Genomic DNA, 19,281 nt, shown 5'->3' on the forward strand with positions numbered 1-19,281 from the left:
CGCTTCTACGGTCAGGGCATGCCCCTCAAACGCCTCGCCGCCACGGTCGGCGCCGCCCTGCTGGCCGTGGCCATGATCGCCGCCCCCGCCCGCGCGGACGGATCACACGAATGCTTTTCCGGCGCCCGCACTCCGAACGGCGACTCGTACAAGCTGAACGGCTGGACGTGCAGCGGCTCGGGCTACTACCAGGTCATCGTCGTCATCAGGTTCGGTGCAGCCCAGGGCACCTACTACTGCCCCAGCGTCTTCTCGTGGAACGGGGACCTGACCGGGGACTATTGCCGCTTGACCTAGGCGACATTCCACGCCATGGCGGTATTAGGTTGCTCGGCCACCCATGAGGGTGACCGCCACAGGGGCACTATCCCAGGAGCGCGTCAAGCGCGGACGTCGAAGCCCAGTGCGGTGGCCACGACGGTCGCCTGGAAGGAGTCGATGATCGCCTTCTTCAGCGTGACCGTCGCCGGGTCCAGGTCGGACAGATCACTGCCCCGCAGATCGCAGCCCGTAAGGTCCGCGCCGTGAAGCAGAGCCCCGGAAAGATCGCTCCGTAACACCTCGGCCTTCTCCAGCCGGGCACCCGTCAGGTCGGCCTCGCGCAGCCGTACCCCGTGAAAGGCGCTCCCCCGCAGGTCGGCGCCGGACAGACCGGCGAACGACCAGTCGCCGCCCTCGACCTTCAGCAGCCCGTAAGAACAGCCGTCGAACATGCTGCCCGTCAGCTTGCAAGCCTTGAACGTCGCGTCGAAGAACGAGCACCGCGAGAACGTGCAGTTGAGGAACATCGCGTCCTCGTGCACGGACACGTTGAAACGGACGTTGCTGAACGTGCACTCCTCGAAGACGGATCCGGTGTTGGTCAGCTCCGTCATGTCCACGTCGACGAACCGGACCTGGTGATAGGTCTCCTGGGCCAGCTCGCGACCGTCCCAGTCGGCCGAGCGGACCGTCGTGGCGGCCTGGGGCGCTGAATGGCCGCGCTTGCGGTCGGCCGTCATCTGGCGGCCCCCATCGGCTCGACGACGACCACCGGCAACTCCCCTGCCTCGGCCTGCTCTGCCATCCAGCCCATCGGACCGTCTGTGCGGGCTTCCACGCAAGCCCTCCTTCCGCGTCCCCGCGAGCCTCCCACGCGCCACCGACAGAATCCGCCGCGCCAGCCGCGTAACAGGACCGGGGGAACCGGCGGAAGTGGGGGCTCAGGTGAAGTTGACGTCGCTGCAGAAGTAGTACGTCTGGTCCATGTGCGAGGCTTTCCAGATGGTGTAGATGACGTGGCGGCCGGTGCGTCCGCCCGCGGTCAGGTTATTGATCATGTACGTCTGACTGGGCGCGTACTTGGCGGTCTCGCGGACCAGTTCCAGGTGGTTCCAGCCCAGGGCGGTGGTCGTGGGGTTGTAACCCTGGCGGGTGATGTAGACCCTGATGTAGTCGGCGCCATGGCTGGCCTGGTCGTTCAGGCGGATGTTGAAGGTAGCGCCGAGGTTCGTCATGGTCCACGCGCCTGGCGTGTCCATGGACCGGTAGCGGCCGCCTTGGGTCTGGCCCGCGCTGCACAGTTGGCCGTTGGGGATGACCGCCTGATGGTTGCCGCCGACGTTGTCGCGGTAGAGCCCGTTCCAGTTCCACATGGCGTTCGCGTTGTCCTGCCATGCCTGCCAGCACATGGGGTCTTGCTGCTGCATGGCGGGGTTCTGGAAGTCGCTGCCCCAGCGCAGCCAGCAACCGTAGTTGCGGGATGCCGGGTCGACGACGGATCCATGCGCTGAAGCGGTGCCGGCCAGCGGGATGGCGTAGAGCGTCGCCGCGAACAGCAGTAGGGCCAGGGCGCGGAGCGCCCAGCGCGGTGTACGGACTCGGGCGTGGGGCATGGTGCGGTCTCCATGTTCCGGTGGGGGTCTCGGTTATTGGGAGCGCTCCTGCATGGCGGCGACAGTAGATGACTGCAAAAGTGAAGACAATGACAGATGAGAGTCAACATGTTCGCCGCCCGTAGGCGTGCCGCAGTCGATTCGGGGGGCGAGCAGCGAAAAGGCATGAGCGCGTGATGTGACGAGTTGGTTGAAAGTTTCAGCCGCCGACGACACCCCCTCTTCGCGGCCCGGGAAGAAGAGTCATAAAAAGCTTCATGACTGTCTTCGGCAAGTTTTCCTTTTCCCAGAATTGGCCACCTAGACAATGGCGCGTCCGCAAGCAGCGTGACAGGAGGGACCAGAACATCGCGGCCTGAAACTGGTCGCTGGTGGTCGACGTGGGGCAGATGAAAGCGACGGGGCGTCTTGTCCGTGCCGTGGCAAACGGCCTGCGCCGCGTATCGGGCCGCCGGAAGTGCCACGTGAAAGTTTCACCCGATCTCGCCTGTTTCCGCTGGTGTCGCAGGCGGGCCGGGGTGGCGTGGTGGGCGGCCACGGAAATGGCGGAACGGTGGCTTAGAGTCGATATTGGGAGCGCTCCCAAGCGCTTCCCCTATCGATCTCGAAGCATTGACCAAGAATGGCGGGCCATGAGAAACGCGAGCATGAGATGGACGGCGCGGGCGGCCGTGACGCTGCTGGTCGTCGCCGTGCTGGGCGTTACCGGGGGGCCGGGTACGGGCGCCGGGCCGGCCGTTTTCGCGTCGGCCGCCTACCCGTACCAGGACCCGAGCCTGCCCGTGCCGACCCGGGTGGCCGACCTGATGGGCCGGATGTCGCTGGAGGAGAAGCTCGGCCAGATGACGCAGGCCGAGCGCGGCTCGGTCAGCGCCGCCGACGTCACGACGTACCGGCTCGGCTCGGTGCTGTCGGGCGGCGGGTCCGGGCCGTCCCCGAACACGGCCGCGTCCTGGGCGGACATGTACGACAATTTCCAGAACGGAGCCCTGGCCACGCCGCTGGGCATCCCCATCCTGTACGGCGTCGACGCCGTGCACGGCCACAACAACGTCGTCGGTGCCACGATCTTCCCGCACAACATCGGGCTCGGCGCGACCCGGGACCCCGCGCTGGCACAGCGGGTCGGCCGGGCCGTGGCCGAGGAGGTCTCCGGCACCGGCGTGGACTGGGATTTCGCGCCCTGCCTGTGCGTGGCACGCAACGACCGATGGGGGCGCACGTACGAGTCCTTCGGCGAGACGCCCGAGCTGGCCTCGTCCATGGCCACGATCGTGACCGGCCTGCAGGGCGCCGTGCTGAACGGCCCCGCCTCCGTGCTGGCCACGGCCAAGCACTACCTCGGCGACGGCGGCACCACGGGCGGCGTGGACCAGGGCGACACCCAGCTGTCCGAGGCCGACCTGCGGGCGATCCACCTGCCGCCGTTCAAGGCCGCGGTGGAGCGCGGGGTGGGCTCGGTGATGATCTCGTTCAGCAGCTGGAACGGCGCCAAGCTGCACGGGAACCAGTACCTGATCACCACTGTACTCAAGGGGGAGCTGGGCTTCTCCGGCTTCGTGGTCTCCGACTGGGACGGCATCGACCAGATCGACGGCGCCGCCGGTACCTCCGCGCTCGACGTACGCACGGCCGTGAACGCCGGCATCGACATGGTGATGGTTCCCACGGCCTGGCGGCGGTTCATCGACCTGCTGCGGGGCGAGGTGCAGGCGGGCCGGGTGACCACGGCCCGGGTCGACGACGCGGTGCGGCGCGTCCTGACGAAGAAGTTCGAGCTCGGCCTGTTCGAGAAACCGCTGACCGACCGGTCCTACACCGCGACCGTCGGCAACTCGGCGCACCGCGCCCTGGCTCGCGAGGCGGTGGCCAAGTCGCAGGTCGTGCTGAAGAACGGCGGGAACATCCTGCCGCTCGCCCGGAGTGGCAAGATCTTCGTGGCGGGCAAGAGCGCGGACGACATCGGCAACCAGAGCGGCGGCTGGACGATCTCCTGGCAGGGCTCCTCCGGCGCCATCACCCCCGGCACCACCATCCTGCAGGGCATCAGGAACAGCGCGGGCTCGGCCACGACCGTCACCTACAGCCGCGACGGCAGCGGCATCGACGGCTCCTATCGCGTGGCGATCGCCGTGGTCGGCGAAACGCCGTACGCCGAGGGCCAAGGCGACCGTCCAGGCGGCCTGGGCCTGGACACCACCGACCTGAACACCATCGCGACCCTGCGCGCGGCCGGGGTGCCCGTGGTGGTCGTGCTGGTCTCGGGGCGCCCCCTCGACATCGCGGCCCAGCTGCCCGGCTGGAACGCCCTGGTGGCCGCCTGGCTGCCGGGCACCGAGGGCCAGGGCGTGGCCGACGTCCTGTTCGGCACGGTGCAGCCCACCGGCAAGCTGCCCGTGACCTGGATGAGCAGCGCCTCCCAGCAGCCGATCAACGCGGGCGACGGCAAGACCCCGCTGTTCCCGTACGGCTTCGGCCTGACGTACGGACAGGCGCAGGACGACACCAGCCCGCCCACCGCGCCCGGCACGCCGGTCGCCTCCGAGATCACCTCCTCGTCCACGAGCCTGTCGTGGTCCGCCTCGTCCGACAACGTGGGCGTGACCGGCTACGACGTGGTCCGCGTGCAGCCGACGGGTGAGACCACGGTGGCCACGGCCGCGACCACCACGGCCACCGTCACCGGCCTGGCCGCGAGCACGTCCCACACCTTCGCCGTCTACGCCAAGGACGCCGCCGGCAACCGCTCGCCGCGCTCGGGGACGGTCGCCGTGACCACGCGCGCCGACGGCGGGACGGGCGGCTGCACGGTCACCGCGACGGTGCAGAGCCAGTGGAGCACCGGGTACGTCATCCAGGTGGCGGTGACCAACACCGGCACGAGCGCCACGAACGGCTGGGGCGTCACCTTCACATCGCCGTCCGGCCATCAGATCACCGGGTCGTGGAACGCCTCTCTGACGGTGAGCGGCCAGGCCGCCACGGCGGGCAACGCCGCGCACAACGGGACACTCGCGCCCGGCGCGAGCGCCTCCTTCGGCTTCCAGGCCAGTCGGCCGGCCGGGGACACCCACCTGCCATCCGGCTACACCTGCGCGTTGAAGACCGCCCTCGGACCTTGAAAATTACATCGCCGGGGGCGGCCGAACGCGCAGCTCGCGGGGCCGGGGCCGCGATAGGTGACGGATCAGATCATTGTTGACGCGTCGAAAACTGCATAGGGTACGAGTCTCCCGTCATTGACAATGATCTCGACAGATCGGTCAAGGAGCCCGCCATGCGCGTGCGAACGACCCCGTCCCTGATCATGATTCTCTTAGCCGTCGTGGGGCTCGTAGTCACGACCCCCACCGCCGCGCAGGCGATCGGCGGCTTCGACTACTCCCGGGCGCAGGTGTCCGCCACCGGCCTCCAGGTGCCGTGGGGGCTGGCCTTCCTGCCCGACGGCAGCGCGCTGGTCTCCGAGCGCGGCACCGCCAGGATTCTCCAGGTACGCCCGGGACAGGCCCCGGTCCGGGTGGCCACCGTCAACGGGGTCGCCGCCTCCGGCGAAGGCGGGCTGCTCGGTATCGCCGTGTCGCCGACGTACGCCCAGGATCAATGGGTCTACGCCTACTTCAGCACGAGCAACGACAACCGGCTGGTACGGTTCCGGCTGAACGCGCCGCAGACCCAGAATGTCCTCTTCTCGGGCGTGCCGCGGGCCGCCAACCACAACGGTGGCCGCATCGCCTTCGGCCCCGACGGCCAGCTGTACGTGAGCACCGGCGACGCCGGCAACACCGCCAACGCACAGAACCTGAACACCCCGGCGGGCAAGATCCTGCGCATGACGCCGAGCGGCGGCGTCCCGCCGGACAATCCCTTCGGCGGCTCCCGGGTTTACAGCTACGGCCACCGCAACGTGCAGGGCCTGGCCTGGGACGCGCAGGGCAGGATGTACGCCACCGAGTTCGGCCAGAACACCCGGGACGAGGTCAACCGGATCGTCGCGGGCGGCAACTACGGCTGGCCCACCTGCGAGGGCGTCTGCGGCAACCCCTCCTTCCGCGACCCGATCGTCACGTGGTCGACGGCCGAGGCGTCGCCGAGCGGGCTCGCCTACGCCAACGACACGCTGTTCGCGGCCGCCTTGGGCGGGACCCGGTTGTGGACCGTCCCTCTGACGGGCGGCGGCGGGGCCGGGACCCCGGTCGCCGAGCTCCGGGGCGCCTACGGGCGGCTGCGCGCGGCCGCGGTGGGGCCGGACGGATGGCTGTGGGTGACGACGAGCAACCGCGACGGGCGCGGCGCCCCGGTGGCCCAGGACGACCGCATCATCCGCATTCCGCCCACCGGCACGCCCTGAGGCACACCCTGAGGCCACACCCTGAGGCACGCCGGTCGGCTCGGCTCACGTCAGTGTCCGGCGTGCTCCTGGGGCTTGGCCACCACCCAGGCCCGGGCGGAGCCCACCTGGCGCTCCAGGTCGGAGAGGAGGGCGGCCAGGTTCTCGTGGTCCATGTACGCGGTCTGCTCGATGCTCGATCGGTGTGTCTCCACCTGCCCCGCCAGGCTGTTGATCTTGCTCAGGGTGTCGCTGAGGTTCCGGCTTTCCTGCTGACTCAGATCGCACATGCTTCAACAGTAGATACAGCCCCTCCGGCCGTACATATGTCTGGCAAGTAGGTTGTGCGTGCCCGAAGGCTGGAAGGATGGGCGCATGCGCCTCGCCCGAGCCATTGTCTTCGCGGTGGCGTGTGCCGCCGTGACGGCGGCCGGGCATGCCTTCGCGGGCGGCGCGGCGGTCGCGCCCGGCGTCATGGTCCTGGGCGGGCTGGGCGCACTCGGCCTGGCGTACGTCCTGGGCGGGCGCGAGCGCGGACCCGAGGTGGTGTTCGGCGCCACGGTCGGCACGCAGGCATTGTTGCATCAGCTGTTCGGGGTGACCGCGCCCAGCAGCGGGCACGCGCATCTGACCGTGGGCATGCCGCTGGTGCACCTGACGATCGCCGTGCTGACGGGCTGGTGGCTGTATCGGGGCGAGAGCGCGTTCTGGCTCATGCTGCGCCTGTCGGGCCGTCCCCGGCTCGCCCTGCCGCGCCCGCTTCGCCCGGTTCCCGCCCCCGCTCCGCTGTGCCGGGCTCCGGCGCGGGCGCCGCTGAGCACGTCGATCACGGTCCAGATCGTGACCGCGGAGCCACGCAGAGGACCTCCCACGAGGGGAGTCACCGAATCGCCAACACTTCCCTCGTCATGGAGTTCACCTTGCCTATCCTTCTTCGCCCAACGCTTGTTCGCCCAACCTTTCTTCGCAGAACCCTCCTGGCGGTGATCGGGTGCGGGCTGTTCCTGTCCGCCACCGCGCCCGCCGCCCTCGCCCACGACAGCCTCAAGAGCAGCTCACCGGCCAGGAACGCCACCGTCTCCGGTGTCCAGACGATCGAGCTGGAGTACTCCTCACGCGTCCGCTTCCCGCTGGTGGTGCTGCGCACCGCCGCCGGCAAGACGATCCAGCTCGGCGAGCCGCAGGCCGACGGCCCCAAGGTGCGGACCGCCGTGCCCACCCAGCTGGCGGGCGGCCCGTACGTCATCGCCTGGCGGGTGGTCTCGTCCGACGGCCACCCGATCGAGGGCGAGATCCCCTTCACCGTGAAGGGCGCCGCCACCGGCGCGACGGCGTCCGCCACCGAAGCCGCCCCGGCCGCACCCGCCACCTCGGCGGAGAGCACCCGACCTGCCGCTGCGGCGCAGGGCGGGGGCGGCATCCCTGGCTGGCTCTGGGGCGGACTCGCCGCGCTGGTGGTGGCCGGCCTGGCGGTCTGGCTGCTGGCCAGACGAACCAGCGGCCCCAGCGGCCCGGACAGCCCCGACGGCCCGGCCGGTCAGCCGACCACACCGGCGGAGCAGCCGGACGTACCGGCGGGACCCTAGACGTACCGGCCGGGCTGCCGGACCGTAGACGTACCGGCCGGGCTGCCGGACGTATCGGCTGGGCGTAGCCGACCCACCCGGTGTCAGGGAACCATCCACCCCAGCACCGGCGTCGACTGCAGGAACACCAGCACGCAGAGGATGAGCAGCAGCACGGCGCTCCAGCCGATCACCCGGCGGAACAGGTTGCCCTCCTCCCCCACCAGGCCGACCGCGGCCGTGCCGATGGCCAGGTTCTGGGGCGAGATCATCTTGCCCATGACCCCGCCGGCGCTGTTGGCCGCGCCGAACAGCTCCGGCGGGATGTTCAGCTGGCCCGCCGCGGTGGTCTGGAGCTTGGCGAACAGGGCGTTGGCGCCCGCGTCCGTACCGGTGATCGCGACGCCGAACCAGCCGACGAGCGGTGACAGGAACGCGAAGAACGCGCCCGCGCCCGCCAGGAACAGCCCGAGCGTCTGGATCTGCCCCGAGAACTGCATGACGAAGGCCAGGGCGAAGACCGACAGGATGGTGACGATGGCCCAGCCGAACTGCCGGATCGTGGCCCCGTAGGTGGCCAGTGCCGAGGCCGGGTTGATCCGCAGCACGAGGAGTGTGAGCAGCCCGGAGACGAACAGCAGCGTCCCCGGGTGCGAGGCCCACGGCAGTTCGTAGACCACGGGCACGGCCTTGCCCGCCGGATTCGCCAGGTCGAACCCGGGCCAGGCGGGCTTGACGGTGAAGCCGGCGAGGTAGGTCTTGATCGCGGGGATCTGCGCGATGGAGAACAGCGCGATGATGATCGCGTACGGGGCGAAGGCCGCGATCTTGTCGCCGGTGGTGTCACCGCCGGGGCGGCCGTGGGTGCGGACGAACGCCGGGTCGTCCACGGACCCGCCCGCGATCGGCGTGGGACTCGGGGTGAACCTGACCGTCTCGGCCGGCTTCCAGATCTTGCCGAACGCGACCAGCACGATCGCCGAGACCAGAGCCGCCGCGATGTCGGTGAGCAGGTAGTTGACCTGGGACATCAGGATCTGCGTGGCACCGAAGCTGAGCCCGGCGACGAGCGCGGCGGGCCACGCCTGGCGCAGGCCGCGCCGCCCGTCGGCGACGAAGACCAGGATGAACGGCACGAGCAGCGCGATGAACGCGGTCTGCCGGCCCGCCATCGCGCCGAACGGCTCGGGCGGCAGCTCGGTGACGCTGCCCAGGATGGTGATCGGGTTGCCCATGCCGCCGAAGGCGACGGGCGCGGTGTTGGCGATGAGCGCGATGACCGCGGCGCGCATCGGCTCGAAGCCGAGCGCGATGAGCATGACCGCGCAGATGGCGATCGGTGAGCCGCCGCCGGCCAGGGCCTCGATGAGCGCGCCGAACGAGAACGCGATGACAATGGCGGTGATCCGCTTGTCGTCGCTGATGCCCTGGAAGGCCCGGCGCAGCACCGCGAAGTGGCCGCTGCGCTCGGTCATCTTGTAGATCCAGATGGCGTTGAACGTGATCCACAGGATCAGCAGCACCGCCCTGGCCGCGCCGTACAGGGCGGAGTCGAGCGCCTGTGTGAGCGGCATGCCGTACGCGAAGGGCAGGATCGCGATCAGGAAGCCGACGACCAGGCCGGAGATGCCCGCCCAGTGCGCCTTCCACTTGAAGACGCCCAACAGCACCAGCACCGCGAGCAGGGGCAGGGCGGCCAGGAGGGCGGACAGCCATAAGGAGCCGGTGGGATTGAAGTTCTGCTGGTACACCGCGGGCCTCCACGGTTAGGCGTTCCATTGGATAGAACAGTGTTCCGTGTCTAGGATCGTAGGACGCCGAACAACCGGAGGGAAGAGATGGAAATACGGCATGCCACCGCCCCCGACCAGATCCGTCATTTCGGCACCGCGGAACTCCGCGCCCGTTACCTCGTCGAGGGCCTGTTCGGGCCGGAGGTGGACGGTGTCTACACCCACCAGGACCGGATGGTCGTCGCCGGGGTCAGGCCGAGCGGGAAGGCCCGGCTGGGGGCGTTCGATCCGCTGCGGTCGGCGCACTTCCTGGAGCGCCGCGAGCTGGGCGTGATCAACATCGGCGAGACGGGCACCGTGGAGGTCGACGGCGTGCCGTACGAACTGGACCCCAAGGACTGCCTGTACATCGGCAGGGGCGCGCGCGAGGTGACGTTCGAGCGCGGCACGTTCTACCTGGTCTCCGCGCCGGCGCACGAGAGGTTCCCGACCACGCACGCGCGGCTGAAGGACGTGGATCCGGTACGGCTCGGCAGCGCCGACGGCTCCAACGACCGGACCATCTACAAGTACATCCACCTCGACGGCATCCGCAGCTGCCAGCTCGTCATGGGCGTGACCGTGCTGGAGCCCGGCAGCATGTGGAACACCATGCCGTGTCACACCCACGACCGCCGTACCGAGGTCTACCTGTACTTCGACCTGCCGCGCGACGAGCGGATCGTGCACCTGATGGGCCGCCCCGACGAGACCCGCAACCTCGTCGTGGCCAACGAGCAGGCGGTGATCTCGCCGAGCTGGTCGGTGCACTGCGGGTTCGGCACGCGCAGCTACGCGTTCGTGTGGGCGATGGCCGGGGAGAACCAGGCGTTCGACGACATGGACCAGGTCGCGATCACGGAGATGCGGTGACGGATGGAGCTGTTCTCGCTCACCGGCCGGACGGCGCTGGTCACCGGGGCGCGGTCGGGGATCGGCCGGGCGATCGCGGTCGGCCTCGCGCGGGCCGGGGCCGACCTCATCCTGCACGGCCATCGCGACGACCTCGACGAGACCGAGCGCCAGGTGAAGCCGCTCGGCGCGGAGGTACGCAAGCTCGTGCTCGACCTGGGCGACCCGGCCGCGATCAGGCCCGCGCTGGAGCCGGTCCTGGGCCAGGGCGAGGTGGACATCCTGGTCAACAACGCGGGCACGATCAGCCGGGGCTCGACCAGCCTGGACGACTGGCGGCGGGTGATGGCCGTCGACGTGGACGCCGTGTACGTGCTCAGCCAGGCGCTGCTGGAGCACGGCGCCACGAAGGTCATCTCGATCGCGTCGCTGCTGTCGTTCCAGGGCGGGATCAACGTGGCGTCCTACGCGGCGGCCAAGCACGCGGTGGCCGGGCTGACCAAGGCGCTGTCCAACGAGTGGGCGCCACGGGGCGCCCAGGTCAACGCCATCGCCCCCGGCTACATCGCCACCGACGTCACCACGGCCCTGCGGGAGGATTCGGGGCGCGAGCGGGAGATCCGGTCGCGGATCCCGGCCGGGCGCTGGGGTGACCCCGCGGACCTGGAGGGGGCGGCGGTGTTCCTCGCCTCGCGCGCCTCCGACTACGTCACCGGCCACGTGCTCGTCGTGGACGGCGGCTGGCTGGCGCGCTGAGTATGCTTGATCGGGTGGACCCCAGGCCGAGCACCGCCATCGACAAGGCGCTCTGGGTGCTGGAGGCCCTCGCCGAGCACGAGAGCGTCACGAAAATCGCGACGGAGACGGGCCTGCCCAAGTCGACGACCCACCGCATCCTGCAGTCGCTGGCCGAACACGGCTTCGCCCGGCCCGACGGCGCCGGCGGCTACCTGCCGGGTCCCAAGATCCTCACACTGGCCGGCCGGATGCTGGCCCGCTTCGACCCCGTACGCCAGGCCTCGCCGGTGCTGCAGCGCCTGCACGACCAGACCGGCTACACCGTGCACCTGGCCGTGCTCAACGGCGACGAGGCCGTCTACGCCGCCAAGCTGGAGGGCCGCAAGCCCTACCAGATGCCCTCGCGCGTCGGCATGTCGCTGTGGCTGCACACCAGCGCGATCGGCAAGGCGATGCTCGCGGCCATGTCCGACGACGAGGTGGCGGGCATCGCCACCCGCACCGGGCTGACCAGGCGCACGCCCGCCACGATCACCACGCAGGCCGCGCTCCGCCGCCACCTGGCCCAGGTGCGGGAGTGCGGCTTCGCGATCGACGACGAGGAGAACGAGGCGGGCATCCGCTGCGTCGCCGCGGCCGTCTTCGACCACACGGGGCACGTGGTGGCCGGGGTGAGCATCTCGACGCTGACCCACGAGCTGTCGGTGGCGGACGCCCAGGAGCTCGGCCCGCTGGTCGCGGCCACCGCCCACGAGGTCTCCCGCACCCTGGGCGCGCCGATGGAGCTGCCGACCCGTTAGGCCGACCGGTCAGGCGGCCCTGTGGCTCTCGTACAGCTGGCCGAGGCGGTCGATGCGCCAGAGCTGGCCGAGCACGATCAGTGTCGCGCCGAAGACGGCGGGCCACACCTCCAGCGCGGCCAGGCCCCAGGCCAGCAGCGCGAACCCGGCCAACCCCACCGCGATGAGCAGGCGCTGCACCTTACGATGATCGCCGGACACGAGCGACCGGTTCTGGAACCACATCTTCTCGCCGTAGATGCCCTTGGCCGTCCAGCTCGTCGGCTGCTCGATCGCCGGGAAGGCGTGCGGATTGACGATCAGCCAGATCACCACCAGGGCCACGGGCACCAGGGACCACCAGCCGATCCACGTCCTGCTCCAGATGGCCAGCATCATCAGCGGGATCGCGGCGAACCTGGTCCAGACGCTCCACGGGTTGGCGTGCCGCTTCCACGCCTCGTCGGTCATGCCTATGGCCCGCGCGTATCTCTTCAGCACACTCATGTGATGAGCCCCCTTGCCAGCGCGTTGATGGTGGCCTCGAGCACTTGCTCGAAGTCGGGTCCGTACCTGTCGCGGTTGACCACCAGCAGGCCCGCGGTGCGCAGCACGCCCATCAGCACCTCCGGCGGGACGTCCGCGACGATGACGCCGGCGCTCTGCCCCTGGGCGAGGTAGTCGATCAGCGGCGTCACCAGGTGCGGGGTTACTCGGGCGAGCTCCTCGGGGCCGACCCGGCGGGCCACCGCCTCGAGCTCGTCGGGGCGGGTGAGCAGCCGCCGGTAGAACGGGTCGGTGGTGAGCGCCTCGACCATGCCCCGCATGAGGCCGGCCAGCGCCGCCACACTGGGCGGCCGGTCGAGCGCGGCGGCCAGCAGCTTGCCCATCAGCGGCGCCCGGCGGACCATGACCTCCTTGTAGAGCTCCTCCTTCGACTCGAAGAACGCGTAGAAGCTGCCTTTCGCGATGCCCGAGGGGGCGACCAGCTCATCGAGCGAGGTCTTCTTCAGCCCCTGGGCGGCGAAGAGCTCTTCGGCGGTGTCGAGCAGCCGCGCGGTGATGCGCGCCCGGTCGTCCGCCGTGAACGCCACGGCCATCTATGCTCCTATGACTGTTTCGGATATTCAGTCATAGCTTAGCACCAGGCTGGTGTGCCGCTTGGCGATGACGGCCGCGCCCTCCGGCGCCGGGCCGAGGTAGGCGTCGATCCGCAGGTCGCAGGCTTCCGGGCGGCCCGCCGCGTCCCACGCCTGGACGTGCGCGATCAGCTGCGCCGCCAGTGCCGCCCCGCCGGGCCCGTACCCGCGGGCGCGCAGCTCCTCCTCGGCCGCCAGTACGGCCAGACCGTCCCGGCCGACGATGCCCACCGTCATGCCGTAGCCCCGGGTGGTCACCGGAGCCCACCGCAGCCGCCCGGACAAGGCCCCCCAGCGGGGCTCGTGCAGCGCCAGCCACAGGCCCACCCCGCCGCCCATCAGCGACAGGCGGGGCAGCGGCGCCACACCGTCGGCGGCCACCTCGGCGACGGGCTCGTCCAGCATCGCCAGGACGTCGCCCACCTCGCGCGGCTCGGGCAGCGTGAGCACGAGGTCGGCGTCGCCGTCCAGCATCAGCGTGACCTCGGGCCCGGCGGAGGGGCCGCGCATGCGCATGAAGCCGCAGGGCTCCACCGACCGGCTGGACCAGTGGTCACCGGCGTCCTCCATGGCCACGGACACCTGCACGCCGCGAAGGTCGAGCGGCACCACGAGCCGGCCGCCGGGCGCCAGTTGCTCCAGCCAGGCCGGGGCCAGGTCCCACACGCCGACGGTGGCGATCACCCGGTCGTACGGCGCCTCCCCCGGGAAGCCGGCCGCGCCGTCGGCGCACTCGACGGCCACCTCGGGATAGGCGGCGGCGTCGAGATGCCGCCGCGCCGCCGCGACCACGTCGGCGTCGATGTCGACGCTGACCACCCGGCCCTCCGGCCCGGCCAGGTGCGCGAGCAGGGCGGCGTTGTAGCCGGTGCCCGCGCCGATCTCCAGCACCCGGTGGCCGGGCCGGACGTCGAGCTGGTCGAGCATGATGCCCATGATCGCGGGCTGTGAGGAGGAGCTGATGGGCCGGCCCTCCTCGTCGCGTTTGGTGACGATGGGCTCGTCCCGGTAGGCCGCCTCCGGGTCGAAGTCCGGCAGGAACCGATGCCTCGGGACCAGCCGGAACGCCTCCGCGACCCGCCCGCTCACCTCCCCGCGCTCGAGCAGCTGGGCGACCATGGCCTCGCGGTACTCGTCGAACTCCATACCCGACATGATTCCCGCGAGCGGGCAAGAATGCCTGGCAAAGAATTCGAGTCAGGAGGTTTGACCGGCTCAATGGGGGAAGGGCAGGCAGTTCATGTACGTCGATCGTGAGGAGGAGCCGTAGTGCTCACCCTGACAAACAACGCAGCCCAGGCGATTCGCGACTTGACCGCGGCCGCGCCCGAGCCTGCGCAGAGCGGTATCCGCATCTCGTCCCAGGGCGAGGGCTCGAGCTCGCTGACCCTGTCCCTGGCCACCGCGCCGGAGCCGGCCGACGAAGTCGTCGAGGCCGAGGGCGCGCGGGTGTACCTCGACCCGGTGGCCGCGACCGTCCTGGAGGACAAGTCTCTGGACGCGGGAGCGGACGACCAGGGCTCCGTGTCCTTCCTGGTGACCGACCAGCCCATCTAGACGGGCCTCATCGGCCTGGTGAGCGGCCAGGCCGACTGAAACACGGACCACCACCGGTCCGGTACGACCGGACTCACCTTTCGTCAGGTTGTACCGGACCAGTGGTTCGTCAGGTTGTACCGGACCAGTGGTTCGTCAGGTTGTACCGGACCAGTGGTTCGTCAGGTTGTACCGGACCAGTGGTTCGTCAGGCGCCGGCGAGCAGCTTGTGCAGGTAGCGGATCTGCTCCTCGTTCTGGAAGCCGCCGCCGCCCTCGTGGCCGTTCCAGGGCCAGACGCTGATCTCCTTCGGCCCACGCCAGTGGTTGTAGGCGGCGAAGACCGTGGACGGCGGGCAGACCTGGTCCATGAGCGCCACCGAGTAGAGCGCGGGCACCTGCCCGCGGGCGGCGAAGTTCACGCCGTCGAAGTACGACAGCGTGCGGAACACCTGGTCGGCGCTCTCCCGCCGGGTGGACAGGAAGCGGACGATCTCCTGGTACGGGTCCCGGTCGGTGATCTCCACGGCCCGGCGGAAGTGCGTCAGGAACGGCACGTCGATCAGCGCCGCTTTGATCGCCGGGTGCAGCGCGGCGGCCGCCTGCGCGATGCCGCCACCCTGACTACCGCCCGAGGCGACGATTTGCGAGGCGTCTACGGCCGGGTGCGCGGCGGCCACGTCGACCGCGCGGACCGCGTCGGTGAAGACCCGCCGGTAGTAGTACTGGTCGGGGTCGAGGATGCCACGGGTCATCATGCCGGGGGCCTGGGCGTTGTCGCCGCCGTACGGGTCGCCGGTCACGCCGGGGCTGCCCGGGTTGGCACCGCCATGACCCCGGGTCTCCATCACGAACACCGCGTAACCCGCGGCCGGCCACGTCAGGTGGTGGTGCGGGAAGCCGCGGCCGCCGCTGTAGCCGATGTAGTGCATCACACACGGCACCGGCCCCTCCACACCGCGCGGCACGAGGAACCAGCCGTTGATGCGATGGCCGCCCCATCCCGCGAACGAGACGTCGTACACCTCGACCGAGGCGAGCGGCAGGTCGTAGGGAGTGAACTCGGCCGCCGAGTCGAACTCGCGCGCCTCCGCGAGCGTGCGTGTCCAGAAGTCGTCGAAGTCGGCGGGCTCGTCACGGTCGGGGAGGTAGGAACGGAGCTGCTCAAGCGGCAGGTCGAACAGGGCCACGTAGGTCTCCAACCTTCGTAGAGGGTGGAGCCATTTCATCGCATCTGGTGTCGTACGCGCTATTTGGGCCCCTCTACGGGGTTGACTGTGCTTTGACGGAGTGGTGCCATCTGCAGTTGTTAGGAAGCCTTCCTAACGAATTCGGCAGAAGGGCCAGCCGTGCACTCTCCAGCTCGGGCTCGCTTACGCCCGCTGATCCTGCTCCCCCTCCTCACCCTCCTGGCCGCCACCCTGACCGCTCTGCCCGCGCGGGCGGCCACGGTCCGCTACGAGGCCGAGAACGCCACCGTCGCCCAGGGCGTCGTCGAGGCCAACCACACCGGCTTCTCCGGCACCGGTTTCGTCAACGGCGACAACGTCGTGGGCCCCTACACCGAGTGGACGGTCAACGCCCCCACGGCCGGCACCGCGACGCTGGCCATCCGCTACGCCAACGGCACCACGTCGGCGCGCACCGCGGACGTCTCGGTGAACGGCACCGTCGTCTCGGCCGGCCGCTCCTTCGGCACCACCGCCAACTGGAACACCTGGGCCACCTCCACGCTCACCGCGACGCTGAACGCGGGTGACAACACGATCCGCGTCACCTCGACGAACACGGGCGGCAACCCGAACCTCGACTACCTGGAGGCCACGGTCGCCGACGCCCCCGCCAACGAGTACCAGGCGGAGGCGGCCACCCTGTCGGAGGCCAGCGTGGCGACCAACCACACCGGCTACACCGGCACCGGCTTCGTCGACTACGTCAACGCCGTCGGCGGGTACATCGAGTGGAGCGTCAGCGTCGCCGACGCGGGCACCCACACCCTGACCTTCCGGTACGCCAACGGCACCACGGCGACCCGGCCGATGGACATCTCGGTCAACGGCTCCGTGGCCGCCGCCGGGGTGGCCTTCCCCGGCACCGGCAACTGGGACACCTGGACCGACGGCAGTGTCACGGTCACCCTGAACGCCGGCGTCAACACCATCCGCGCGACCGGCACCTCCGCCAACGGCGGCCCGAACGTGGACCGGCTGTCCGTCAGCGGCTCCGGCGGCCCGGACGGCCAGGCGCCGAGCGTGCCCGCCAGTCCCCGCGTGACCGGCACCTCGGCCGGCAGCATCTCGCTGGCCTGGAACGACTCCACGGACAACGTCGGCGTGAGCGGCTACAAGGTCTACGAGGGCACCACCGTGGTGGCCACCTCGCCGACGGCCAGCGCCACGATCAGCGGCCTGACCTCCGGCTCCACCCACAGCTACACGGTCACCGCCGTCGACTCGGCGGGCAACGAGTCGGGCCACAGCGCCACGGTCACCGGCACCGCCACCGGCGGCACCACCGGGCCTACGGCCGACCAGCTGCTGGCCAAGGTCACGGCGTGCAGCCAGATCTCCAACGGCAAGTACAAGACCGACTCCGACGTCAGCACGGCGACGGTGGCGGTGTGCGAGAAGACCGGCGCGGTGTTCTGGAAGGGAGACATGGACATCGACTGCGACGGCGTACGCACGACGCAGTGCAACGAGGACACCGACTGCTGCTTCCAGAACGAGACGTTCTGCCAGACCAGCTCCGGCGGGCCGCTCAACGCCGCGCAGCTCGCCTACATGGTCGTGCCCAGCGCCAGCAGCATCTGGGACTACCGGACCAAGGGCATCGGCTGCGGGACGGTGGTGGCGATCGTCTACAACGGCCAAGTGGAGTACGCCGTCATGGGTGATACCGGCCCGACGGGCATCATCGGGGAGGCGTCCTACCGTACGGCCGCCGACCTGGGCATCAACCCCGACCCGAGCAACGGCGGCACCGACACCGGCGTGACGTACATCGTGTTCACCGGCTCGGGCACCAAGGTCTCGACCATCGAGAACCACACCCAGGCCACCACCCTGGGCAGGACGCTCGCCCAGCAGTTCCTCAACAACAACTGAAACCGCGCGGCCGGGGTAGAGGCGTCCGGGTGAACTATCACGTGATCAGGATCCCGGAATCCCACCTCTCCCCCGGCCTCATCCTCGACGCCCCGGCCGATCCGGTCGACTTCCTGCTGGTGTTCGGCGACGACGACGCGGAGTCGCGGGCGCGGCTCCTGAGCGACGACATCGGGCGTCCGGTGCTCCGGGTGGGCGGATACGTGACCGGCCGGGGCACCGTCGTACAGGAACGGCTGTGGGCGGTGCGGGAGATGGCGCCACGCGACGGCCACCTCCGGCTCCGGCTGGGCCACTCGCTCTCCTGATCTGGGGCATCAATATGGGGCGCCGTTGGCGGTTTCGGCCGTCCGTACGGGTGGTTTGGGATAGTTTCGCCCTGTGCGTGCTCTCGCCAGACGGGCCGGTCGGCTGCTGACAGGGCTCGCGATCCTGGCGCTCTCGCCGATCGCGGGCCTGGCGGCGCTGGCCGGCATGGCGACGATCGGCGCCCCGCCGGACGTCTTCGCCGTCACGGGGCTCGCGGTGTTCGCGTCGGTGTTCTTCCTCGGCCTGCTGCTGTGTGTGCCGAGACCGCGCCCGGCCTGGGGGCGCTGGCTGCGGGCCCTGGTCATCCTGTCGGTGGAGGCCGCCGTGGTCTGGCAGGTCACGGCCGCCACCCTGCACGCCCCACCGGACGCCTCCGCCCCGCTGCCCGCCGTGGCCGGGCAGCGGGAGTGGCGGCTGGCGACGGGCTCCGAGCTGGCCTACGTACGGCTGGCGCCCAAGCGGGCCACGCGACCGGATCCGGTGGTGTTCCTGCACGGCGGGCCGGGTACGGCCGACCTGGCGGGCGACTCGGCGTTCCTGGCCGGGCTGACCGCCGACGGCTACACCGTGTACGCCTACGACCAGCTGGGCGCGGGCCGGTCCGCGCGGCTGACGGACCCGCGAGGGTATGGCCTGCCCCGGGACGTGGCCGACCTGGAGGCGGTACGGCAGGAGATCGGCGCCCGGCGGCTGATCCTGATCGGCCACGACTACGGCGCCCGGCTGGCCGCCGCCTACCTGGCGGAGCACCCGGACCAGGTGGCCAAGGCCGTCCTCACTTCCCCGGCCCCGCTCGACCCCTCAGAGACACCCCTCAGCCCTCCGGAGACGTCCTCCCCCTCAACGTCCTCCCCCTTGATCTCGGAGGCGGCCTCCCTCCTCGCCCGCACGCGCCCGCTGTCGCCGCGGCTCCTCGCGGTCTACACGCTCCTGCGGGCCGACCCCCGGGCCGCGCACGCCTTCGCCGGAGACCGCGAGGTGGAGGCCGCCTACGGCAGCGGCTACGCCAGCCTGGCCCAGCGCGCCGCCCCGGACGGCCTGCGCCGGAGCCTGGCGGCATCGACCGTGCCCGCCCTGATCGTCAAGGGCGTCCACGACCGGCGGACCTGGTCGGCCGCCGCCGACTACCGCGCCGCCCTCCCCCGGGCCGAGCTCGCCTACCTGGCGGCCGGCTCATACCGGGGCAAGCCTTATCTGAACGTGCTGCGCGCCTTCCTGGCGGGCCGCCCGGTGCGGACCTACGACGGCGGGGGCCCGCCACCCGGCTACCTGGGCCCCCGCTGA

At 70.5% G+C, this 19,281-nt stretch carries 20 protein-coding genes; 12 read left to right on the plus strand and 8 right to left on the minus strand.

Annotation, left to right across the window (positions count from 1 at the left end):
- Positions 1-18: 18 nt before the first annotated feature.
- Complete coding sequence (locus AB0H88_RS17900) at positions 19-297, plus strand: hypothetical protein (RefSeq protein WP_357645631.1); 279 nt, start codon at positions 19-21, stop codon at positions 295-297.
- Positions 298-380: 83 nt separating this feature from the next.
- Here the strand turns inward: AB0H88_RS17900 and AB0H88_RS17905 are convergent, their stop codons facing one another.
- Positions 381-1,001, minus strand: coding sequence for a pentapeptide repeat-containing protein (locus AB0H88_RS17905; protein WP_357645633.1), 621 nt, complete (start codon positions 999-1,001; stop codon positions 381-383).
- Between the two features lie 201 nt (positions 1,002-1,202).
- Complete coding sequence (locus AB0H88_RS17910) at positions 1,203-1,874, minus strand: lytic polysaccharide monooxygenase (protein WP_357645635.1); 672 nt, start codon at positions 1,872-1,874, stop codon at positions 1,203-1,205.
- A gap of 647 nt (positions 1,875-2,521) precedes the next feature.
- On the opposite strand from AB0H88_RS17910, the gene AB0H88_RS17915 reads away from it, so the two are divergent.
- Together AB0H88_RS17915 and AB0H88_RS17920 are read left to right on the plus strand one after the other, a co-directional pair.
- Complete coding sequence (locus AB0H88_RS17915; protein WP_357645637.1) at positions 2,522-4,996, plus strand: glycoside hydrolase family 3 N-terminal domain-containing protein; 2,475 nt, start codon at positions 2,522-2,524, stop codon at positions 4,994-4,996.
- 155 nt (positions 4,997-5,151) lie between these two features.
- On the plus strand, positions 5,152-6,222 hold the full coding sequence (locus AB0H88_RS17920) for a PQQ-dependent sugar dehydrogenase (RefSeq protein ID WP_357645639.1): 1,071 nt from the start codon (positions 5,152-5,154) through the stop codon (positions 6,220-6,222).
- 50 nt (positions 6,223-6,272) lie between these two features.
- Here AB0H88_RS17920 and AB0H88_RS17925 read toward each other — a convergent pair whose 3' ends face one another.
- Entirely contained in the window at positions 6,273-6,491 is a 219-nt protein-coding gene (locus tag AB0H88_RS17925; RefSeq protein ID WP_357645641.1) for a hypothetical protein, read from the minus strand.
- Between the two features lie 85 nt (positions 6,492-6,576).
- Between AB0H88_RS17925 and AB0H88_RS17930 the strand changes: the two genes are divergently transcribed.
- Positions 6,577-7,188, plus strand: a complete 612-nt coding sequence (locus AB0H88_RS17930) for a hypothetical protein (protein WP_357645643.1) — start codon at positions 6,577-6,579, stop codon at positions 7,186-7,188.
- Positions 7,185-7,787, plus strand: a complete 603-nt coding sequence (locus AB0H88_RS17935; protein ID WP_357645645.1) for a copper resistance protein CopC — start codon at positions 7,185-7,187, stop codon at positions 7,785-7,787. The genes AB0H88_RS17930 and AB0H88_RS17935 overlap by 4 nt, the downstream gene beginning before the upstream one ends.
- Before the next feature lie 83 nt (positions 7,788-7,870).
- On the opposite strand, the gene AB0H88_RS17940 is transcribed toward AB0H88_RS17935, so the two are convergent.
- Entirely contained in the window at positions 7,871-9,517 is a 1,647-nt protein-coding gene (locus AB0H88_RS17940; protein ID WP_357645647.1) for an L-lactate permease, read from the minus strand.
- A gap of 87 nt (positions 9,518-9,604) precedes the next feature.
- Here AB0H88_RS17940 and kduI point away from each other — a divergent pair, with 87 nt between their 5' ends.
- From kduI to AB0H88_RS17955, 3 genes are read left to right on the plus strand one after another with little or no spacing between them, the layout of a single operon-like run.
- Positions 9,605-10,411, plus strand: a complete 807-nt coding sequence (kduI, locus tag AB0H88_RS17945) for a 5-dehydro-4-deoxy-D-glucuronate isomerase (protein WP_357645649.1) — start codon at positions 9,605-9,607, stop codon at positions 10,409-10,411.
- Between the two features lie 3 nt (positions 10,412-10,414).
- A complete protein-coding gene (locus AB0H88_RS17950) occupies positions 10,415-11,146 on the plus strand; it encodes an SDR family oxidoreductase (protein WP_357645651.1) in 732 nt (243 codons plus the stop codon).
- Positions 11,147-11,160: 14 nt separating this feature from the next.
- Positions 11,161-11,928, plus strand: coding sequence for an IclR family transcriptional regulator (locus tag AB0H88_RS17955; RefSeq protein WP_357645653.1), 768 nt, complete (start codon positions 11,161-11,163; stop codon positions 11,926-11,928).
- Positions 11,929-11,937: 9 nt separating this feature from the next.
- On the opposite strand, the gene AB0H88_RS17960 is transcribed toward AB0H88_RS17955, so the two are convergent.
- Genes AB0H88_RS17960 through fxlM form a run of 3 tightly spaced genes read right to left on the minus strand, consistent with a single transcriptional unit; the run spans position 11,938 to position 14,192 of the window.
- Complete coding sequence (locus AB0H88_RS17960) at positions 11,938-12,414, minus strand: DUF6653 family protein (RefSeq protein WP_357645655.1); 477 nt, start codon at positions 12,412-12,414, stop codon at positions 11,938-11,940.
- Positions 12,411-13,007, minus strand: coding sequence for a TetR/AcrR family transcriptional regulator (locus AB0H88_RS17965; protein WP_357645657.1), 597 nt, complete (start codon positions 13,005-13,007; stop codon positions 12,411-12,413). The genes AB0H88_RS17960 and AB0H88_RS17965 overlap by 4 nt, the downstream gene beginning before the upstream one ends.
- Before the next feature lie 27 nt (positions 13,008-13,034).
- Positions 13,035-14,192, minus strand: a complete 1,158-nt coding sequence (gene fxlM / locus AB0H88_RS17970) for a methyltransferase, FxLD system (protein WP_357645659.1) — start codon at positions 14,190-14,192, stop codon at positions 13,035-13,037.
- 123 nt (positions 14,193-14,315) lie between these two features.
- On the opposite strand from fxlM, the gene AB0H88_RS17975 reads away from it, so the two are divergent.
- A complete protein-coding gene (locus AB0H88_RS17975; RefSeq protein ID WP_357645661.1) occupies positions 14,316-14,603 on the plus strand; it encodes an iron-sulfur cluster biosynthesis family protein in 288 nt (95 codons plus the stop codon).
- Between the two features lie 187 nt (positions 14,604-14,790).
- Here the strand turns inward: AB0H88_RS17975 and AB0H88_RS17980 are convergent, their stop codons facing one another.
- Positions 14,791-15,783: an acetylxylan esterase gene (locus tag AB0H88_RS17980; protein ID WP_357645663.1), complete on the minus strand. Its 993-nt coding sequence runs from the start codon at positions 15,781-15,783 to the stop codon at positions 14,791-14,793.
- A gap of 147 nt (positions 15,784-15,930) precedes the next feature.
- Here AB0H88_RS17980 and AB0H88_RS17985 point away from each other — a divergent pair, with 147 nt between their 5' ends.
- The 3 genes from AB0H88_RS17985 (at position 15,931) to AB0H88_RS17995 (ending at position 19,281) form a co-directional block, all read left to right on the plus strand.
- Entirely contained in the window at positions 15,931-17,688 is a 1,758-nt protein-coding gene (locus AB0H88_RS17985; protein ID WP_357645665.1) for a glycoside hydrolase family 75 protein, read from the plus strand.
- A 29-nt stretch (positions 17,689-17,717) separates the two neighbouring features.
- Positions 17,718-17,996, plus strand: a complete 279-nt coding sequence (locus AB0H88_RS17990; protein ID WP_357645666.1) for a hypothetical protein — start codon at positions 17,718-17,720, stop codon at positions 17,994-17,996.
- Positions 17,997-18,069: 73 nt separating this feature from the next.
- Positions 18,070-19,281 carry an alpha/beta hydrolase gene (locus tag AB0H88_RS17995; protein ID WP_357645668.1) on the plus strand — a complete coding sequence of 404 codons (1,212 nt, stop codon included), beginning with the start codon at positions 18,070-18,072 and terminating at the stop codon, positions 19,279-19,281.

It is taken from the genome of Nonomuraea sp. NPDC050680 (genome assembly GCF_040654555.1).
Classification (GTDB): Bacteria; Actinomycetota; Actinomycetes; order Streptosporangiales; family Streptosporangiaceae; genus Nonomuraea.

Coding starts and splice junctions, on each gene's coding strand:
- AB0H88_RS17900 (WP_357645631.1), top strand. CDS start 19: ATGCCCCTCAAACGCCTCGCCGCCACGGTCGGCGCCGCCCTGCTGGCC.
- AB0H88_RS17905 (WP_357645633.1), bottom strand. CDS start 1,001: ATGACGGCCGACCGCAAGCGCGGCCATTCAGCGCCCCAGGCCGCCACG.
- AB0H88_RS17910 (WP_357645635.1), bottom strand. CDS start 1,874: ATGCCCCACGCCCGAGTCCGTACACCGCGCTGGGCGCTCCGCGCCCTG.
- AB0H88_RS17915 (WP_357645637.1), top strand. CDS start 2,522: ATGAGATGGACGGCGCGGGCGGCCGTGACGCTGCTGGTCGTCGCCGTG.
- AB0H88_RS17920 (WP_357645639.1), top strand. CDS start 5,152: ATGCGCGTGCGAACGACCCCGTCCCTGATCATGATTCTCTTAGCCGTC.
- AB0H88_RS17925 (WP_357645641.1), bottom strand. CDS start 6,491: ATGTGCGATCTGAGTCAGCAGGAAAGCCGGAACCTCAGCGACACCCTG.
- AB0H88_RS17930 (WP_357645643.1), top strand. CDS start 6,577: ATGCGCCTCGCCCGAGCCATTGTCTTCGCGGTGGCGTGTGCCGCCGTG.
- kduI (WP_357645649.1), top strand. CDS start 9,605: ATGGAAATACGGCATGCCACCGCCCCCGACCAGATCCGTCATTTCGGC.
- AB0H88_RS17950 (WP_357645651.1), top strand. CDS start 10,415: ATGGAGCTGTTCTCGCTCACCGGCCGGACGGCGCTGGTCACCGGGGCG.
- AB0H88_RS17960 (WP_357645655.1), bottom strand. CDS start 12,414: ATGAGTGTGCTGAAGAGATACGCGCGGGCCATAGGCATGACCGACGAG.
- AB0H88_RS17965 (WP_357645657.1), bottom strand. CDS start 13,007: ATGGCCGTGGCGTTCACGGCGGACGACCGGGCGCGCATCACCGCGCGG.
- fxlM (WP_357645659.1), bottom strand. CDS start 14,192: ATGGAGTTCGACGAGTACCGCGAGGCCATGGTCGCCCAGCTGCTCGAG.